We start from the raw sequence: 13,582 nt of genomic DNA on the forward strand, positions 1-13,582 counted from the left end.
TGGGGACCTTCGGGGCCCTATACACTTGGCACCTCCGGGGGCCTCAAACATAGCGGGAAAATTCCCGCGCGGCGGGGAAACTCGCCGGAGCTAAACGGAAGACAGAAAGCATGGCACTCAAGTCGTATAAGCCGACGACGCCGGGCCAGCGTGGGCTGGTGCTGATCGACCGTTCGGAGCTGTGGAAAGGACGTCCGGTCAAATCTCTCACCGAGGGTTTGACCAAGAATGGCGGCCGGAACAATACCGGACGGATCACGATGCGTCGCAAAGGCGGCGGGGCGAAACGCCTCTATCGCATCGTCGATTTCAAGCGGACGAAATTTGATATCTCGGCAACCGTGGAACGGATCGAATATGACCCGAACCGGACCGCATTTATCGCACTGATCAAATACGAAGATGGCGAGCAGGCCTATATCCTGGCACCGCAGCGTCTGGCGATTGGTGACAAGGTGATCGCTTCGGCCAAGGCCGACATCAAGCCGGGCAATGCGATGCCGTTCTCGGGCATGCCCATCGGCACGATCATTCACAACATCGAGCTCAAGGCCGGCAAGGGCGGGCAGATCGCACGCGCCGCTGGCACCTATGCGCAATTCGTGGGCCGCGATGGCGGCTACGCTCAGATCCGTCTGAGCTCGGGCGAGCTGCGTCTTGTGCGTCAGGAATGCATGGCCACCGTTGGGGCCGTCAGCAACCCCGACAACTCGAACCAGAATTACGGCAAAGCGGGCCGTATGCGTCACAAGGGCATCCGCCCGTCTGTGCGTGGTGTGGTTATGAACCCGATCGACCACCCCCATGGTGGTGGTGAAGGCCGGACCTCGGGTGGTCGTCACCCGGTTACGCCTTGGGGCAAGCCCACCAAGGGCGCGCGCACCCGCAACAAGAACAAGGCGTCGCAGGATCTCATCGTGCGCTCGCGTCACGCCAAGAAGAAGGGCCGCTAACACATGGCACGTTCTGTATGGAAAGGCCCCTTTGTCGATGCCTATGTCTTGAAGAAGGCAGAGGCAGCGCGCGAGTCGGGGCGTAATGAAGTCATCAAGATCTGGTCGCGTCGTTCGACGATCCTGCCGCAATTCGTGGGTCTCACGTTTGGCGTCTACAACGGCCACAAGCATATCCCTGTCAACGTCAGCGAAGACATGATTGGTCAGAAGTTCGGTGAATATTCGCCGACCCGGACCTATTACGGTCATGCCGCAGACAAAAAAGCGAAGCGGAAGTAAGTCATGGGCAAGGAAAAGAACCCCCGCCGCGTGGCAGACAACGAAGCGATGGCCAAGTTGCGCATGCTTCGTACCAGCCCGCAGAAACTCAACCTCGTTGCCGCGATGATCCGTGGCAAGAAGGTCGACAAGGCGCTGACGGACCTGACGTTTTCGAACAAGCGCATTGCGCAGGACGTCAAGAAGTGTCTTCAGTCCGCGATTGCCAATGCCGAGAACAACCACAATCTCGATGTGGATGGTCTGATCGTGGCAGAGGCCTATGTCGGCAAGAACCTTGTGATGAAGCGTGGCCGTCCGCGTGCCCGTGGTCGCTTTGGCGCGCTGAAAAAGCCGTTCTCGGAGCTGACAATCAAGGTGCGTGAAATTGAGGAGCAAGCCTAATGGGTAACAAAGTCAATCCGATTGGCATGCGCCTGCAGGTGAACCGCACCTGGGACAGCCGCTGGTATGCCGACACCAAGGACTATGGCAATCTGCTGCTCGAGGATCTTGCGATGCGCAAGTTCATCGGCGAAGAGTGCAAACAGGCCGGGATCAGCCGTGTGATCATCGAGCGTCCGCACAAGAAGTGCCGCGTCACGATCCACACCGCACGTCCGGGCGTGATCATCGGCAAGAAAGGCGCCGATATCGAGGGTCTGCGCAAGAAGCTGGCGGCAATGACCGCAAGCGAATTGCACCTCAATATCGTCGAGGTTCGCAAGCCCGAGCTGGATGCGGCCCTTGTGGGTGAGAGCATCGCACAGCAGCTTGAGCGTCGTGTGTCCTTCCGTCGCGCGATGAAGCGTGCCGTGCAGAACGCGATGCGCATGGGTGCGCTTGGTATCCGGGTCAACGTTTCGGGCCGTCTTGGCGGTGCCGAGATTGCGCGGACCGAGTGGTATCGCGAAGGCCGGGTGCCGCTGCACACGCTGCGTGCGGACATCGACTATGCCCCCGTCGAGGCCATCACGGCCTACGGGATCATTGGTATCAAGGTCTGGATCTTCAAGGGTGAAATCATGGAGCACGATCCCGGTGCCCGTGACCGCAAGGCCCAGGAACTCCAGGATGGTCCCGCGCCCCGTGGCGCCGGCGGCCGCCGTTAAGGAGGAATGAAAGATGCTTCAACCAAAGCGCACCAAATTCCGCAAGCAGTTCAAGGGCCGGATCAAGGGCGAAGCCAAAGGCGGCTCTGATCTCAACTTTGGCACTTTCGGTCTCAAGGCCACTCAGCCCGAGCGTATCACTGCGCGTCAGATCGAGGCCGCTCGTCGTGCCATGACGCGTCACATGAAACGTCAGGGCCGTGTCTGGATCCGTATTTTCCCGGATGTGCCGGTCTCGTCCAAGCCCACCGAGGTTCGGATGGGTAAAGGTAAGGGTTCGGTCGATTACTGGGCCTGCAAGGTCAAGCCGGGCCGAGTCATGTTCGAGATCGACGGCGTGAGCGAAGAGATCGCCTTTGAGGCGCTGCGTCTGGCGGCAATGAAATTGCCGATCAAGACCCGCGTTGTGGTCCGCGAGGACTGGTAACGGCGGCGGGGTAGAACCCAGCCTAAGAGATAGCCCCGTGCGAGAGATCGCGCGGGGGTTTTTTCTGGCGCTACTCTTGTTCTGGCAGGATAACGTCTGGTGTGTTCACTTGCGGCGGGTTTGTTTCAACCGCGTTGGTTTCCGGTGCCGCACTGTCCGGGGCAGTAACGACCTCTAGACCGATATTGCCGAGGTGCGTGTTGCGCCCCCATTTCCGATGGATCAAGGCCCCGTTGACGATGTAGAGGTCCTTTACTCGATACATCTGGCGCACCCCGTCGTCGCCGCGAATAAAGATCGCGGCTGTTTCAAGGGTGTCATCCGTGGGTTTGTCGATCTCGAAATATTGCGGATCGGCGTTCTGCGCCAAGCCGTCCATGATCAAGAGAACCTCGGCGTAGTCCGTCACCTTTTCATCCTGAAAGAAGTAGCAGTAGCCCTCGGTGCCAGCGACACCGACGCCGACGATGGCGCCCACGACAATTCCGGTGGGAGACATCAGAGCGGCCCCAAGCGCCCCCGCGCTGCCACCCGACCCGGCGATCATGCCTATGGTGCTGGCGGCAGAGCTTCCTGCCATGGTTGTGCCAAGCAAGGTTGCGCCGGTCACGGAATGGCTGAGCGTGTAGAACCCAAGCGCCTTTTCGGCGAGTGTCGTTGGGCTTGTTACAGGCTCGATCAGCGTGGCGACATTCGCTCTTGCGGTTCCGAGCAATTTGCTGAGACGCCAGTTGCAGACATCGGCCGAAGCAGGCGTACCAAGCAGCAAGAACGCTGTGGCGGCCCTCAGGGCGATACGGGTGTGCATGGGTCTCTCCTTTGAAAACCGGGTCTCGGTTGAAAGGGTGGTATCAAAAAACAGCGGGAGGGCCACGTCCAATCCTGCGATTTGAAAGCGGGCTCTTCTCTTTTCCTGACTGTCTGGTTATTGCGGGTCATGCCCAATATCGACTCGCTCTTTGTGACCCGCCTCTATCGTGCCGCCCTGAGCGAGCACGGACCTGCCATTGATGCCAAGGAATTGGAGGCGTCCTGCTATTCGATCGCCGAAGATGACGAGGCGGGGCAGGAGTGGTGTGACGAGAATGGCTATCCGGGTTATACGTCTTATGCCTCGCTCAGCGACCTGCCGTGGCGGTTTCCGATTTTTGCCGATCTGGTCAAGGTGCTGGATGCCCATGTCGCGGCCTTTGCCGAGGATCTGGAGTTTGATCTGGATGGCAAGGAGCTGAAGCTCGAGGATATCTGGATCAACATCCTGCCCGAAGGCGGGATGCACGCGAGCCATATTCACCCTCATTCAGTGATTTCCGGCACGACCTATGTGGCGATGCCCGATGGCACAAGCGCGCTCAAGCTGGAAGACCCAAGGTCGGCGCGGATGATGGCCTCTCCGGTGCGGCGCAAGGACGCGCGGCAGGAATTGCGCACGTTCATTTATGCCAAGCCGGTGATGGGTGATGTCCTCTTGTGGGAATCATGGCTGCGCCATGAAGTGCCGATGAACATGTCCGAGGACGACCGCATCAGTGTCAGCTTCAATTATTCCTGGGGTTGAGGGCAAAAAAGCGCCTGATTTTGACTGAATCCACGGTATTTTTGGATTTCCCCTTGTAAAATTTGGCAAACTCCCCCATGTGCAGGGGGCTAACGTTATTCTCTTTCGATCATCTGCTCCTCTAAACCGGCTGTCAGTATCTCGATCCAGACCGACCACGCCGCGACTGCCGCATTCCCGCGGGCAGCACTACCAGAGGAGACATCACGATGGCCAACGGCACCGTGAAATGGTTCAATTCCACCAAAGGCTTCGGCTTTATCGCGCCCGACAATGGCGGCAAGGACGTTTTCGTCCACATCAGCGCTGTTGAGCGCGCAGGCCTGACCGGCCTCGCCGACAATCAGAAAGTGACCTTCGACATCGAATCCGGCCGTGACGGCCGTGAGAGCGCGTCGAACCTCCAGCTCGCATAAGCGATCTGATCTGATGGGAGCGGCCTCGGGGGAACCCGGGGCCGTTTCTGTATTCTGCGGCTCCCAAGCGGGTGTTATTGCGATTGTCAGAGGTTTCGCTTGCCCTCCGGTATCACCTCCCGTATAGAGCCCAAATCCGCGCACCCCGGCCAGTCCGGGGATTCGGGTATTTGCAATTCATCCACCGGGTTCATGGTTACCCTGAGCGAACCGTCAGGGGCCAGCCGGTGTTGTGAGAAAGGAAAAGGCGATGAACGCCAAGGAACTGCGTGACAAGACCCCGGATCAGCTCCGGGAGGAACTCACCAACCTGAAGAAGCAGCAGTTCAATCTGCGTTTTCGGGCGGCTACCGGCCAGTTGGAAAACCCCGCTCAGATGCGTACCGCGCGCCGCGATGCCGCGCGCGTGTTGACCATTCTGAACGAAAAAGCCAACGCGGCAGCAGAGTAAGGAGCCCGAGATATGCCCAAACGTATTCTTCAAGGGGTCGTGACCTCTGACGCAAACGCCCAGACCGTAACCGTATCGGTCGAGCGTCGTTTCAAGCACCCCGTGCTTCAGAAAACCATTCGTAAGTCCAAGAAATACCGGGCTCACGATGAGAACAACACGTTCAAAGTGGGCGATGCCGTTCGGATTATCGAATGCGCGCCCAAATCCAAGACGAAACGCTGGGAGGTGCTGGAGGCATAAGCCTTTAGCGCCTTTTGGCATTAATCGAAACCCTGGGGACAAGGCAGTGCATCGCCCCCCATAGGTCGGGAGAAACCAAATGATCCAGATGCAGACCAACCTGGATGTTGCTGACAACTCCGGCGCTCGCCGAGTTCAGTGCATCAAGGTTCTGGGTGGTTCCAAGCGTCGATACGCATCCGTGGGCGACATCATTGTCGTCTCGGTCAAGGAAGCCATCCCGCGCGGTCGCGTGAAGAAGGGCGACGTCCGCAAGGCCGTTGTCGTGCGCACCGCCAAGGAAGTCCGTCGTGAAGACGGTACCGCCATTCGTTTTGACCGCAACGCCGCCGTGATCCTGAACAACGCAGGTGAACCGGTCGGCACCCGTATTTTCGGGCCGGTCGTGCGCGAATTGCGTGCCAAGAATTTCATGAAAATCATCTCGCTCGCCCCGGAGGTGCTGTAAGATGGCTGCCAAACTGAAAAAAGGTGATACCGTGATCGTTCTGTCCGGCAAGGACAAGGGCCAAAAAGGCACGATCACCAATGTCGATCCGAAATCCGGCAAGGCCGTGGTTGAAGGCGTGAACATGGCGATCCGCCACACCCGCCAGAGCCAGACGAGCCAAGGTGGTCGCATCCCCAAGGCGATGCCGATTGACCTCAGCAATCTGGCGATTGTCGACAAGAACGGCAAACCGACCCGCGTTGGCTTCAAGATCGAAGGCGACAAAAAGGTCCGTTATGCCAAGACCACGGGGGACGTGATCGATGCTTGATACCGCAACCTATACCCCGCGCCTCAAGGCCCACTTCCGCGAGGTCATCAAGCCCGCTCTCAAAGAAGAGTTCGGCTACAAGAACGACATGCAGATCCCGCGTCTGGAAAAGATCGTGCTCAACATCGGCTGTGGTGCCGAGGCTGTGCGCGACTCGAAAAAGGCGAAGTCGGCACAGGAAGACCTGAGCACCATCGCCGGTCAGCGCGCTGTCGTCACCAAGGCCCGCAACTCCATCGCCGGTTTCCGCGTTCGCGAAGACATGCCGCTTGGGGCCAAGGTCACGCTGCGTGGCGACCGCATGTATGATTTCCTCGACCGTCTGATCACCATCGCGATGCCGCGTATCCGCGACTTCCGCGGGGTTCCGGGCAAGTCGTTCGATGGGCGTGGCAACTATGCCATGGGCATCAAGGAACATATCATCTTCCCCGAAATCAACTTCGACAAGGTCGACGAAGTCTGGGGGATGGACATTGTCATCGCAACCACGGCGAAGACCGACGCTGAAGCCAAGGCGCTGTTGAAGCATTTCAACATGCCCTTCAACAGCTGAGCCGGGGGAGGATAGATCTATGGCTAAGAAATCAATGATCGAGCGCGAGAAGAAGCGCCAGGTGCTGGTGGACCGTTTCGCCAAGAAACGCGCCGCACTGAAAGTGATCATCAACGACCAGAGCAAGCCGATGGAAGAGCGTTTCCGCGCCTCTCTCAAGCTTGCGGAACTGCCGCGCAACAGCTCGGCCACACGGCTGCACAACCGGTGCCAGCTAACGGGTCGTCCGCATGCGTACTATCGCAAACTCAAAGTGTCCCGGATCATGCTGCGCGAGCTCGGCTCGAGCGGGCAGCTGCCCGGTGTCGTGAAATCGAGCTGGTGAGGAGGTCAGAGATATGAACGATCCTATCGGCGATATGCTCACCCGTATCCGCAACTCGCAGATGCGTGGCAAGTCCACCGTGATGACCCCCGCCTCGAAAATGCGCGTGCGTGTTCTCGATGTTCTGGCATCCGAGGGCTATATTCGCGGCTATGAGATGAAGCAGGATGCCAATGGCCATGCTGCCATTGAAATCAGCCTCAAATATTATGAAGGCACGCCTGTCATTCGCGAAATGAAGCGGGTTTCCAAACCCGGTCGTCGCGTCTATCTGGGCGTCGATGACATTCCGCAGGTCCGTCAGGGTCTCGGTGTGTCGATTGTCTCCACCTCCAAGGGTGTGATGTCGGATGCAGCCGCGCGCGCAGCCAATGTTGGCGGCGAAGTGCTCTGCACAGTCTTCTAAGGAGACCTGGACATGTCACGAATTGGTAAAAAACCCGTTCCCCTGCCCTCCGACGTCACTGTGACGCTCTCGGGACAGACGATCGAAGTCAAAGGCCCCAAGGCAACCAAGACCTTTACCGCGACGGATGATGTCACCATCACCGTCGAGGGTCAGCAGGTGTCGGTCACGCCGCGCGGCAAATCCAAGCGTGCGCGCCAACAGTGGGGGATGACCCGTACGGTCATCGCCAACATGGTGCACGGCGCTCGGGATGTCTTCAAGAAAGAGCTGGAAATCCGCGGTGTGGGCTATCGTGCCCAGATGGCGGGCAACGTGCTCAAGCTGAACCTCGGCCTCAGCCATGATGTCGATTTCCCCATTCCGGACGGTGTAACCGTGACCGCGCCCAAGCAGACTGAGCTTGTGGTCGAGGGCACGGACAAGCAGCTCGTTGGACAGGTCGCGGCCAATATCCGCGACTGGCGGCGTCCCGAACCCTACAAGGGCAAGGGCATCCGCTACAAAGGCGAGTACATCTTCCAGAAGGAAGGCAAGAAGAAGTAAGGACGCGACAGATGGCAAACAGCAAAAGAAAACTGTTCCTCAAACGCCGCCTGCGCGTTCGGAACAAACTCCGCAAGGTCAATGCAGGGCGCGTGCGCCTCAGCGTTCACCGCTCCAACAAGAACATCAGCGTGCAGCTGATCGACGACGTCAACGGTGTGACGCTCGCCGCGGCCTCGACCCTCGAAAAGGATCTGGGCATGGTGGGCAAGTGCAATGTCGAGGCTGCCACCAAGATTGGCACCGCGATTGCCGAGCGGGCCCAAAAGGCCGGCATCACCGAGGCCTATTTCGATCGGGGCGGCTTTCTGTTTCACGGGCGTGTCAAGGCAGTTGCCGACGCCGCGCGTGAAGCTGGCCTGAAGATTTAAGGAGACGAGAGAATGGCAAGAGAAGACAACCGCCGCGACCGTCGCGAACGCGAGGAAGCCCCGGAGTTCGCCGATCGTCTCGTCGCGATCAACCGTGTGTCCAAGACGGTCAAGGGCGGTAAACGCTTTGGCTTCGCGGCACTGGTGGTCGTGGGCGATCAAAAGGGCCGGGTCGGCTTTGGCAAGGGCAAGGCCAAGGAGGTCCCCGAGGCCATCCGCAAGGCCACCGAGGCAGCCAAGCGCGCAATGATCCGCGTGCCGCTGCGCGAGGGCCGCACCCTGCACCACGACATGGAAGGGCGTCATGGCGCCGGCAAGGTCGTGATGCGCACCGCTCCGCACGGCACCGGCATCATCGCCGGTGGTCCTATGCGGGCCGTGTTCGAAATGTTGGGTATTCAGGACGTGGTCGCGAAATCGACCGGGTCGCAGAACCCCTACAACATGATCCGCGCCACGCTCGATGGTCTCAAGAAAGAGACCAGCCCGCGTATGGTGGCGCAGCGTCGTGGCAAGAAGGTGGCCGACATCCTGAAAAAGGGTGACGAAGCACCGGTTGCCGAAGCGGCAGAAGCGTAAGGAACCGGACAAATGGCAAAAACCATCGTCGTCAAGCAGATCGGCAGCCCGATCCGCCGCCCTCAGGATCAGCGCCAGACCCTTATCGGTCTGGGGCTCAACAAGATGCACAAGACCCGCGAGCTCGAGGATACCCCCTCGGTGCGCGGTATGGTCAACAAGCTGCCGCATCTGGTCAAGATCATCGAAGAGCGCGGCTAAGCCCGCGCAGGCCGGGGTTTCCCGGCCAACAGAAATCAGAACGCCCCGGCCCGCAAGGACCGGGGCGTTCTGCCTTATGCGCCGGGGTCATCCTTTAGTCGCGTCCGACCAGAATCAACGCCCGGCTCTCGTCGGGTGCATGATAGGTTGAGGGCCAGGGTTGATCCAGGGTCTTGAGCCTTGGGTCGCCCATCCGCATCGCTTTGAGGAGGAAGGCCGATGTCTGACCAATGTTCCGGTGGTTGCGACCACATCCATACCAAAACAACCCATGCCCCGATCGACAATCACACCTGTCACTGTTCCGTCTGCAAGAGTGTGACGGGTCAGGACACCACGCATGTGGTGTTCTACAACCACGGTGATGTCGTGGTGGACAATGAGGCCGGCATGAAACGCCAGCCGTTCAATGCCAGCAATCCCGATGGCCCGCTCGAGCTTTGCACCTGCGGCACCTGCGGCGCGCCCATCATGCTCGATGACAAGCAGCACCGCATCCGGGTGATCGTGCCCAACCTCATGGGCTATGGCGACAAGATCGGCGCGGCCAGCTATCACGCCTTTTATGACCCCGCCACCGGCGTGCCCAAGCCCAGCGATGGCCGCCCGGTCTATCCCGCGTTGCGCCCGGATTTCGTCTGGCCCAACCCGTCCTGACCCGACCCAAGGCCGGGGCGCATGTCAGCCCCGGCCATGCGGTGCCTCAAGGTCTAGCACCGGGTTGATCGGAATGATCCGGTGCGGGTTAATCGTGTCGTGGCTGTAATGGTAGTGACGCACGATATGGTCGAAATTGACCGTTTCCGCCACCCCCGGCCATTGGTAGAGTTCGCGCAGATAGCCCCAGAGATTGGGGTAATCGACAATCCGCGAACGGTTGCATTTGAAATGCAGGTGATAGACCGGATCAAACCGGATGAGTGTGGTAAAGAGCCGCCAATCGGCCTCGGTCACACGCGCGCCCATCAGGTAACGGTTCTGACCGAGGCGCTCTTCCAGCCAGTCGAGACTTTGAAAGAGCGGACGCACGGCGCTGTCATAGGCCTCTTGGCTGGTGGCAAAACCGGCCTTGTAAACGCCATTGTTGACGGTGTCGTAAATGCGCGCATTCACGGGCTCGATGGCGGCGCGCAGGTCTTCGGGCCAGAAATCCAGCGTGTTGCCGGTGATCCCGTCAAAGGCGGAATTGAACATGCGGATGATCTCGGCGCTCTCGTTCGAGACGATGGTGTTGCGCTCTGTGTCCCAGAGGATCGGCACCGTCACGCGGCCCGAAATCTCTGGGTCAGCCTTGAGGTAGATGTCGCGCGCGAAGGGCAGGCCAAAGAGGCGGTCGCCGGTCGCTCCGGGGAAATCGGTGCGGAATTCCCAGCCCTCCGAGAGCATGTCGGGATGCACGATTGAAACGCCGATGTGATCCTCTAGCCCCTTGAGGGCCCGAAAGATCAGGGTGCGATGTGCCCAAGGGCAGGCCAGCGACACATAAAGGTGATAGCGCCCGCTCTCCGCCTTGAAGCCGCCGTTGCCCGTGGGCCCGGCGCTTCCGTCCGCGGTGATCCAGTTGCGGAATTTCGCGGTCGAGCGCACGAATTTGCCGCCCGTCGACTCGGTGTCATACCAGGTGTCTTGCCATTTGCCGTTGACCAGTTGGCCCATGTCGCTTTCTCCTTTTTCATCCAATCTAGGGTTCGGAGCAGGGTGTGGTAATCCGCAGCGCCGCGCAGCCCACGTGCAGGGCTGCACATGTCGCGAACGGGGCCGGGGGCTTCGTTTCTTCGTTTGCAGCACCGCGAGCCTACGCCTATAAGCGGTCCATGACGAAGCCCGCAACCGGGCCGGAAAGGTGTGCGACAATCGGCTGACCCATGTCGGGGGTAGATTGCGCATCGTCGGGGCCGATTGGCCCGTTCGCCCCTTTTCGCCCTGTTGCGCGACCAAGGATAAGGGGACTGCCATGCGATTTGCCACGATTCTGACCGCGCTCCTGAGCGGCACAGCGGCTCACGCCCATCCGGGCCATCTGGCCGAGGTTGCCGGGCACGGGCACTGGCTTGGGGCGGCGGCACTTGGGGCGGCGATTGCGATTGGCCTCTGGTCCGGACTGCGCGCGCGCAAGGAGCGGGCAGAGGCGGACGAGGCCGAGGAAGAGACCGCCGACGAAGTGCCGCAGGAGGCATGAACATGGTCAAAACGGGTGTGATGATCTGCGGGCACGGCTCGCGCAGCCAATCGGCGGTCGATGAATTCAGCGTGTTGGCGGATAAACTGCCGGGCTATCTGCCCGATGATTGGCTGATGGAATACGGCTATCTCGAATTTGCCAACCCGGTGATCCGCGACGGTCTGGACCGTCTGCGCGCGGCGGGGTGCGAGCGGATTTTGGCAGTGCCGGGGATGCTCTTTGCCGCGATGCATTCCAAGAACGACATTCCCACCGTGCTCAACACCTATGCCGCGACCCATGGCATCGAGGTGCGGTATGGCCGCGAATTGGGGGTGGACCCCAAGATGATCGCCGCCGCCGGGGCACGCATCCGCGAGGCGATTGACCGCGCCAATGTGAAACATGGCGAGGTTGGCCTGCATGACACCTGCCTTGTGGTGATCGGACGCGGTGCGTCGGACCCGGATGCCAATGCCAATGTCGCCAAGATCGCGCGCCTGTTGCACGAAGGCCTCGGCTTTGGCTGGTGCGAGGTGGGTTATTCCGGTGTGACCTTCCCGCTGGTGGAACCCTGCCTGCAGCATGTGGTCAAGCTGGGGTACAAACGCGTCGTGGTGTTTCCCTATTTCCTCTTTTCCGGCATCCTGATCGACCGCATCTATGGCTTTACCGACCGCGTCGCGGCCGAGCATCCGGGCATGCAATTCGTCAAGGCCGGCTATCTGGGTGATCACCCCAAGGTTCTGGAAACCTTTGCCGAACGTGTGACTGAGCAACTCAGTGCGGTGCCGCCGCCCAATTGCGGCACCTGTCAGTATCGCACGCAAATCCTCGCCATCGAAGGTGGGGCGGTGCAGCGCATCACCCCCGAACAGCGCGCCGCCTTGGCCGAGGCACGGGGCGCAGGCCATCCCGCCTTTGGCGATGTGCCGCCGCCGACCTGCGTCATGTGCAAATACCGCACGCAGGTCTTGGGTTTCGAGGCCGAGGTGGGCGCGGTGCAAGAAAGCCATCATCACCATGTCGAAGGGCAAGGTGCCTCTGCGCCTGGCTCGAACGTGGCGGATTGCACGCTCTGCGATACTTTCTGCACCGGGCTCTGCCGGTTGGAGGCGCAGGCCAAGCACCACCATGACCATGATCACGGGCATCACCATCACCACGATCATGATCACGGGCATGACCATGGGCATGACCACCACCATGATCACGACCACCACCACGCGCCCTATCCCCATGCCCGCCATCCGCATGGGCCAGAGAGCGCGCGGCGGACCAAGGTCTGAGCACGGCTTCTTCTTGGTGAAAATACTCCCGCCGGAGGAGTATCGTTATCGTGTCAGGCGTCTTCACTGCGTGTCACGGGATTTAATCTTCCTTAAATCACAATGCGTTACCTGTCGCAGTGACCTTATCTTTTTATTTCACTGTTTGACTATAAGCTGTGTTCCAAAGTTGATTGTGCTCATCCCACTCGGCGAAAAATGATTCCCCGTGGACAAGCTTTGCGCACAACTTTGAGGATAGAAAACCACCAGATTTATAGCATTCTCCTGACTCACTAAGGAGATTGCCGGCACTCACAATGGTTACACGGCGCGGGACTCTTCTGCCTCCACTGGCGACGCTTCCAGATTCGACTCTGAGCACCACGTTTTGCAGGCCCTGAATCTCAAACCACTGTTTTGCGGCATCCGGACTTCCTAGGCTGGAAAAAATGCGATGCATGCAAACTTCAATGATTTCCTGCGATCTCATTTTATTCCAGTCTATCAGCACTAGATTGGGGGTTTCCCTTTTCGCTTCCGAACTAATTAGGCAATCTCGAACATCCGAGTAACGGCGCAGGTTTCTTCGATATTTTTGCCATTGAGGATGCTCACGATCCATCTCCTTTCCGTTGAACAAGAACGGATCGCTTTTTTGATCGGCCAGATGGTCGTACTCAATCGTGCAACTGTCAGTGGATCGGCATTCCGCCCAGATGTCTTCTTCTGGAGCGTCCGCAATTGCGACCGTCGCGATCAGGAGCGCGAATGCTGTAGCGGGCAGAACAAAGACACCAGTTTTCATCACCAATTCCCAAACAACGTTCAACACTCTGACGTCCTCCGTCCGGACAATCAAAGGTTGAACCATCCAGCCTGTAAAGTACGGAAATCCTTACCGCCACGCAAATGCGCAGGATGATTGATGACAGGAACGCGCCGGACTGGAGATAATACCCGGTAATTCCCACATTCTTAGCGGGG

General features: G+C 59.3%; 24 protein-coding genes. 21 read left to right on the forward strand and 3 right to left on the reverse strand.

The genetic code is table 11. The features are described from left to right. The first annotated feature begins 110 nt into the window (after positions 1-110). The 5 genes from rplB to rplP are packed head-to-tail and all read left to right on the forward strand — an operon-like array spanning position 111 to position 2,753. Positions 111-953 carry a 50S ribosomal protein L2 gene (rplB, locus tag KBT70_RS10255; RefSeq protein ID WP_008281872.1) on the forward strand — a complete coding sequence of 281 codons (843 nt, stop codon included), beginning with the start codon at positions 111-113 and terminating at the stop codon, positions 951-953. A gap of 3 nt (positions 954-956) precedes the next feature. After that, the gene (rpsS, locus tag KBT70_RS10260) at positions 957-1,235 is read left to right on the forward strand and encodes a 30S ribosomal protein S19 (protein WP_008281873.1); all 279 of its coding nucleotides are present in this window, start codon (positions 957-959) and stop codon (positions 1,233-1,235) included. Positions 1,236-1,238: 3 nt separating this feature from the next. Further along, entirely contained in the window at positions 1,239-1,619 is a 381-nt protein-coding gene (gene rplV, locus KBT70_RS10265; RefSeq protein ID WP_008281874.1) for a 50S ribosomal protein L22, read from the forward strand. Next, the gene (gene rpsC / locus KBT70_RS10270; RefSeq protein ID WP_296632362.1) at positions 1,619-2,326 is read left to right on the forward strand and encodes a 30S ribosomal protein S3; all 708 of its coding nucleotides are present in this window, start codon (positions 1,619-1,621) and stop codon (positions 2,324-2,326) included. The genes rplV and rpsC overlap by 1 nt, the downstream gene beginning before the upstream one ends. Positions 2,327-2,339: 13 nt before the next feature. Continuing rightward, on the forward strand, positions 2,340-2,753 hold the full coding sequence (gene rplP / locus KBT70_RS10275) for a 50S ribosomal protein L16 (protein ID WP_008281876.1): 414 nt from the start codon (positions 2,340-2,342) through the stop codon (positions 2,751-2,753). A gap of 70 nt (positions 2,754-2,823) precedes the next feature. Here rplP and KBT70_RS10280 read toward each other — a convergent pair whose 3' ends face one another. After that, positions 2,824-3,561, reverse strand: a complete 738-nt coding sequence (locus tag KBT70_RS10280; protein ID WP_296632366.1) for a hypothetical protein — start codon at positions 3,559-3,561, stop codon at positions 2,824-2,826. Positions 3,562-3,690: 129 nt separating this feature from the next. Between KBT70_RS10280 and KBT70_RS10285 the strand changes: the two genes are divergently transcribed. From KBT70_RS10285 to KBT70_RS10350, 14 genes are all read left to right on the forward strand, one after another. Beyond that, complete coding sequence (locus KBT70_RS10285) at positions 3,691-4,311, forward strand: 2OG-Fe(II) oxygenase family protein (RefSeq protein ID WP_296632369.1); 621 nt, start codon at positions 3,691-3,693, stop codon at positions 4,309-4,311. A gap of 209 nt (positions 4,312-4,520) precedes the next feature. Continuing rightward, positions 4,521-4,727 (forward strand): cold-shock protein, encoded by a 207-nt coding sequence (locus tag KBT70_RS10290; RefSeq protein WP_008281878.1) that lies wholly within the window; start codon positions 4,521-4,523, stop codon positions 4,725-4,727. A gap of 250 nt (positions 4,728-4,977) precedes the next feature. After that, complete coding sequence (gene rpmC / locus KBT70_RS10295) at positions 4,978-5,178, forward strand: 50S ribosomal protein L29 (protein WP_009817515.1); 201 nt, start codon at positions 4,978-4,980, stop codon at positions 5,176-5,178. A 12-nt stretch (positions 5,179-5,190) separates the two neighbouring features. After that, a complete protein-coding gene (gene rpsQ / locus KBT70_RS10300) occupies positions 5,191-5,421 on the forward strand; it encodes a 30S ribosomal protein S17 (RefSeq protein WP_008281880.1) in 231 nt (76 codons plus the stop codon). Positions 5,422-5,500: 79 nt separating this feature from the next. Then, positions 5,501-5,869, forward strand: coding sequence for a 50S ribosomal protein L14 (rplN, locus tag KBT70_RS10305; RefSeq protein ID WP_008281882.1), 369 nt, complete (start codon positions 5,501-5,503; stop codon positions 5,867-5,869). 1 nt (position 5,870) lies between these two features. Further along, entirely contained in the window at positions 5,871-6,182 is a 312-nt protein-coding gene (gene rplX, locus KBT70_RS10310; protein ID WP_296632374.1) for a 50S ribosomal protein L24, read from the forward strand. Continuing rightward, entirely contained in the window at positions 6,175-6,738 is a 564-nt protein-coding gene (gene rplE, locus KBT70_RS10315; protein WP_296632377.1) for a 50S ribosomal protein L5, read from the forward strand. The genes rplX and rplE overlap by 8 nt, the downstream gene beginning before the upstream one ends. A gap of 19 nt (positions 6,739-6,757) precedes the next feature. After that, entirely contained in the window at positions 6,758-7,063 is a 306-nt protein-coding gene (gene rpsN / locus KBT70_RS10320) for a 30S ribosomal protein S14 (protein ID WP_008281885.1), read from the forward strand. A gap of 13 nt (positions 7,064-7,076) precedes the next feature. Continuing rightward, on the forward strand, positions 7,077-7,469 hold the full coding sequence (gene rpsH, locus KBT70_RS10325; RefSeq protein ID WP_296632383.1) for a 30S ribosomal protein S8: 393 nt from the start codon (positions 7,077-7,079) through the stop codon (positions 7,467-7,469). 12 nt (positions 7,470-7,481) lie between these two features. After that, positions 7,482-8,015, forward strand: coding sequence for a 50S ribosomal protein L6 (gene rplF / locus KBT70_RS10330; RefSeq protein WP_296632386.1), 534 nt, complete (start codon positions 7,482-7,484; stop codon positions 8,013-8,015). An 11-nt stretch (positions 8,016-8,026) separates the two neighbouring features. After that, positions 8,027-8,386, forward strand: coding sequence for a 50S ribosomal protein L18 (gene rplR / locus KBT70_RS10335; protein WP_037273494.1), 360 nt, complete (start codon positions 8,027-8,029; stop codon positions 8,384-8,386). A gap of 12 nt (positions 8,387-8,398) precedes the next feature. Then, complete coding sequence (gene rpsE / locus KBT70_RS10340) at positions 8,399-8,965, forward strand: 30S ribosomal protein S5 (protein WP_296632390.1); 567 nt, start codon at positions 8,399-8,401, stop codon at positions 8,963-8,965. 12 nt (positions 8,966-8,977) lie between these two features. Continuing rightward, positions 8,978-9,166 carry a 50S ribosomal protein L30 gene (gene rpmD / locus KBT70_RS10345; RefSeq protein ID WP_008281890.1) on the forward strand — a complete coding sequence of 63 codons (189 nt, stop codon included), beginning with the start codon at positions 8,978-8,980 and terminating at the stop codon, positions 9,164-9,166. A 219-nt stretch (positions 9,167-9,385) separates the two neighbouring features. Then, on the forward strand, positions 9,386-9,823 hold the full coding sequence (locus tag KBT70_RS10350) for a GFA family protein (RefSeq protein WP_296632395.1): 438 nt from the start codon (positions 9,386-9,388) through the stop codon (positions 9,821-9,823). Between the two features lie 24 nt (positions 9,824-9,847). Here KBT70_RS10350 and KBT70_RS10355 read toward each other — a convergent pair whose 3' ends face one another. Beyond that, positions 9,848-10,822: a glutathione S-transferase family protein gene (locus tag KBT70_RS10355; protein WP_296632399.1), complete on the reverse strand. Its 975-nt coding sequence runs from the start codon at positions 10,820-10,822 to the stop codon at positions 9,848-9,850. Between the two features lie 298 nt (positions 10,823-11,120). On the opposite strand from KBT70_RS10355, the gene KBT70_RS10360 reads away from it, so the two are divergent. Next, a complete protein-coding gene (locus KBT70_RS10360; protein WP_296632402.1) occupies positions 11,121-11,345 on the forward strand; it encodes a DUF6732 family protein in 225 nt (74 codons plus the stop codon). Then, the gene (locus KBT70_RS10365; protein ID WP_296632405.1) at positions 11,342-12,616 is read left to right on the forward strand and encodes a sirohydrochlorin chelatase; all 1,275 of its coding nucleotides are present in this window, start codon (positions 11,342-11,344) and stop codon (positions 12,614-12,616) included. Before KBT70_RS10360 ends, KBT70_RS10365 begins: the two co-directional genes overlap by 4 nt. A 133-nt stretch (positions 12,617-12,749) precedes the next feature. Here KBT70_RS10365 and KBT70_RS10370 read toward each other — a convergent pair whose 3' ends face one another. Next, entirely contained in the window at positions 12,750-13,430 is a 681-nt protein-coding gene (locus tag KBT70_RS10370; protein ID WP_296632408.1) for a hypothetical protein, read from the reverse strand. Positions 13,431-13,582: the final 152 nt, after the last annotated feature.

This window comes from Roseovarius sp. (genome assembly GCF_018066915.1).
Lineage (GTDB): Bacteria > Pseudomonadota > Alphaproteobacteria > Rhodobacterales > Rhodobacteraceae > Roseovarius.

Excerpts from the sequence above, each read along its gene's own strand:
- rplB (WP_008281872.1), top strand. The coding sequence starts at position 111 with ATGGCACTCAAGTCGTATAAGCCGACGACGCCGGGCCAGCGTGGGCTG.
- rpsS (WP_008281873.1), top strand. The coding sequence starts at position 957 with ATGGCACGTTCTGTATGGAAAGGCCCCTTTGTCGATGCCTATGTCTTG.
- rplV (WP_008281874.1), top strand. The coding sequence starts at position 1,239 with ATGGGCAAGGAAAAGAACCCCCGCCGCGTGGCAGACAACGAAGCGATG.
- rpsC (WP_296632362.1), top strand. The coding sequence starts at position 1,619 with ATGGGTAACAAAGTCAATCCGATTGGCATGCGCCTGCAGGTGAACCGC.
- rplP (WP_008281876.1), top strand. The coding sequence starts at position 2,340 with ATGCTTCAACCAAAGCGCACCAAATTCCGCAAGCAGTTCAAGGGCCGG.
- KBT70_RS10280 (WP_296632366.1), bottom strand. The coding sequence starts at position 3,561 with ATGCACACCCGTATCGCCCTGAGGGCCGCCACAGCGTTCTTGCTGCTT.
- KBT70_RS10285 (WP_296632369.1), top strand. The coding sequence starts at position 3,691 with ATGCCCAATATCGACTCGCTCTTTGTGACCCGCCTCTATCGTGCCGCC.
- KBT70_RS10290 (WP_008281878.1), top strand. The coding sequence starts at position 4,521 with ATGGCCAACGGCACCGTGAAATGGTTCAATTCCACCAAAGGCTTCGGC.
- rpmC (WP_009817515.1), top strand. The coding sequence starts at position 4,978 with ATGAACGCCAAGGAACTGCGTGACAAGACCCCGGATCAGCTCCGGGAG.
- rpsQ (WP_008281880.1), top strand. The coding sequence starts at position 5,191 with ATGCCCAAACGTATTCTTCAAGGGGTCGTGACCTCTGACGCAAACGCC.
- rplN (WP_008281882.1), top strand. The coding sequence starts at position 5,501 with ATGATCCAGATGCAGACCAACCTGGATGTTGCTGACAACTCCGGCGCT.
- rplX (WP_296632374.1), top strand. The coding sequence starts at position 5,871 with ATGGCTGCCAAACTGAAAAAAGGTGATACCGTGATCGTTCTGTCCGGC.
- rplE (WP_296632377.1), top strand. The coding sequence starts at position 6,175 with ATGCTTGATACCGCAACCTATACCCCGCGCCTCAAGGCCCACTTCCGC.
- rpsN (WP_008281885.1), top strand. The coding sequence starts at position 6,758 with ATGGCTAAGAAATCAATGATCGAGCGCGAGAAGAAGCGCCAGGTGCTG.
- rpsH (WP_296632383.1), top strand. The coding sequence starts at position 7,077 with ATGAACGATCCTATCGGCGATATGCTCACCCGTATCCGCAACTCGCAG.
- rplF (WP_296632386.1), top strand. The coding sequence starts at position 7,482 with ATGTCACGAATTGGTAAAAAACCCGTTCCCCTGCCCTCCGACGTCACT.
- rplR (WP_037273494.1), top strand. The coding sequence starts at position 8,027 with ATGGCAAACAGCAAAAGAAAACTGTTCCTCAAACGCCGCCTGCGCGTT.
- rpsE (WP_296632390.1), top strand. The coding sequence starts at position 8,399 with ATGGCAAGAGAAGACAACCGCCGCGACCGTCGCGAACGCGAGGAAGCC.
- rpmD (WP_008281890.1), top strand. The coding sequence starts at position 8,978 with ATGGCAAAAACCATCGTCGTCAAGCAGATCGGCAGCCCGATCCGCCGC.
- KBT70_RS10350 (WP_296632395.1), top strand. The coding sequence starts at position 9,386 with ATGTCTGACCAATGTTCCGGTGGTTGCGACCACATCCATACCAAAACA.
- KBT70_RS10355 (WP_296632399.1), bottom strand. The coding sequence starts at position 10,822 with ATGGGCCAACTGGTCAACGGCAAATGGCAAGACACCTGGTATGACACC.
- KBT70_RS10360 (WP_296632402.1), top strand. The coding sequence starts at position 11,121 with ATGCGATTTGCCACGATTCTGACCGCGCTCCTGAGCGGCACAGCGGCT.
- KBT70_RS10365 (WP_296632405.1), top strand. The coding sequence starts at position 11,342 with ATGAACATGGTCAAAACGGGTGTGATGATCTGCGGGCACGGCTCGCGC.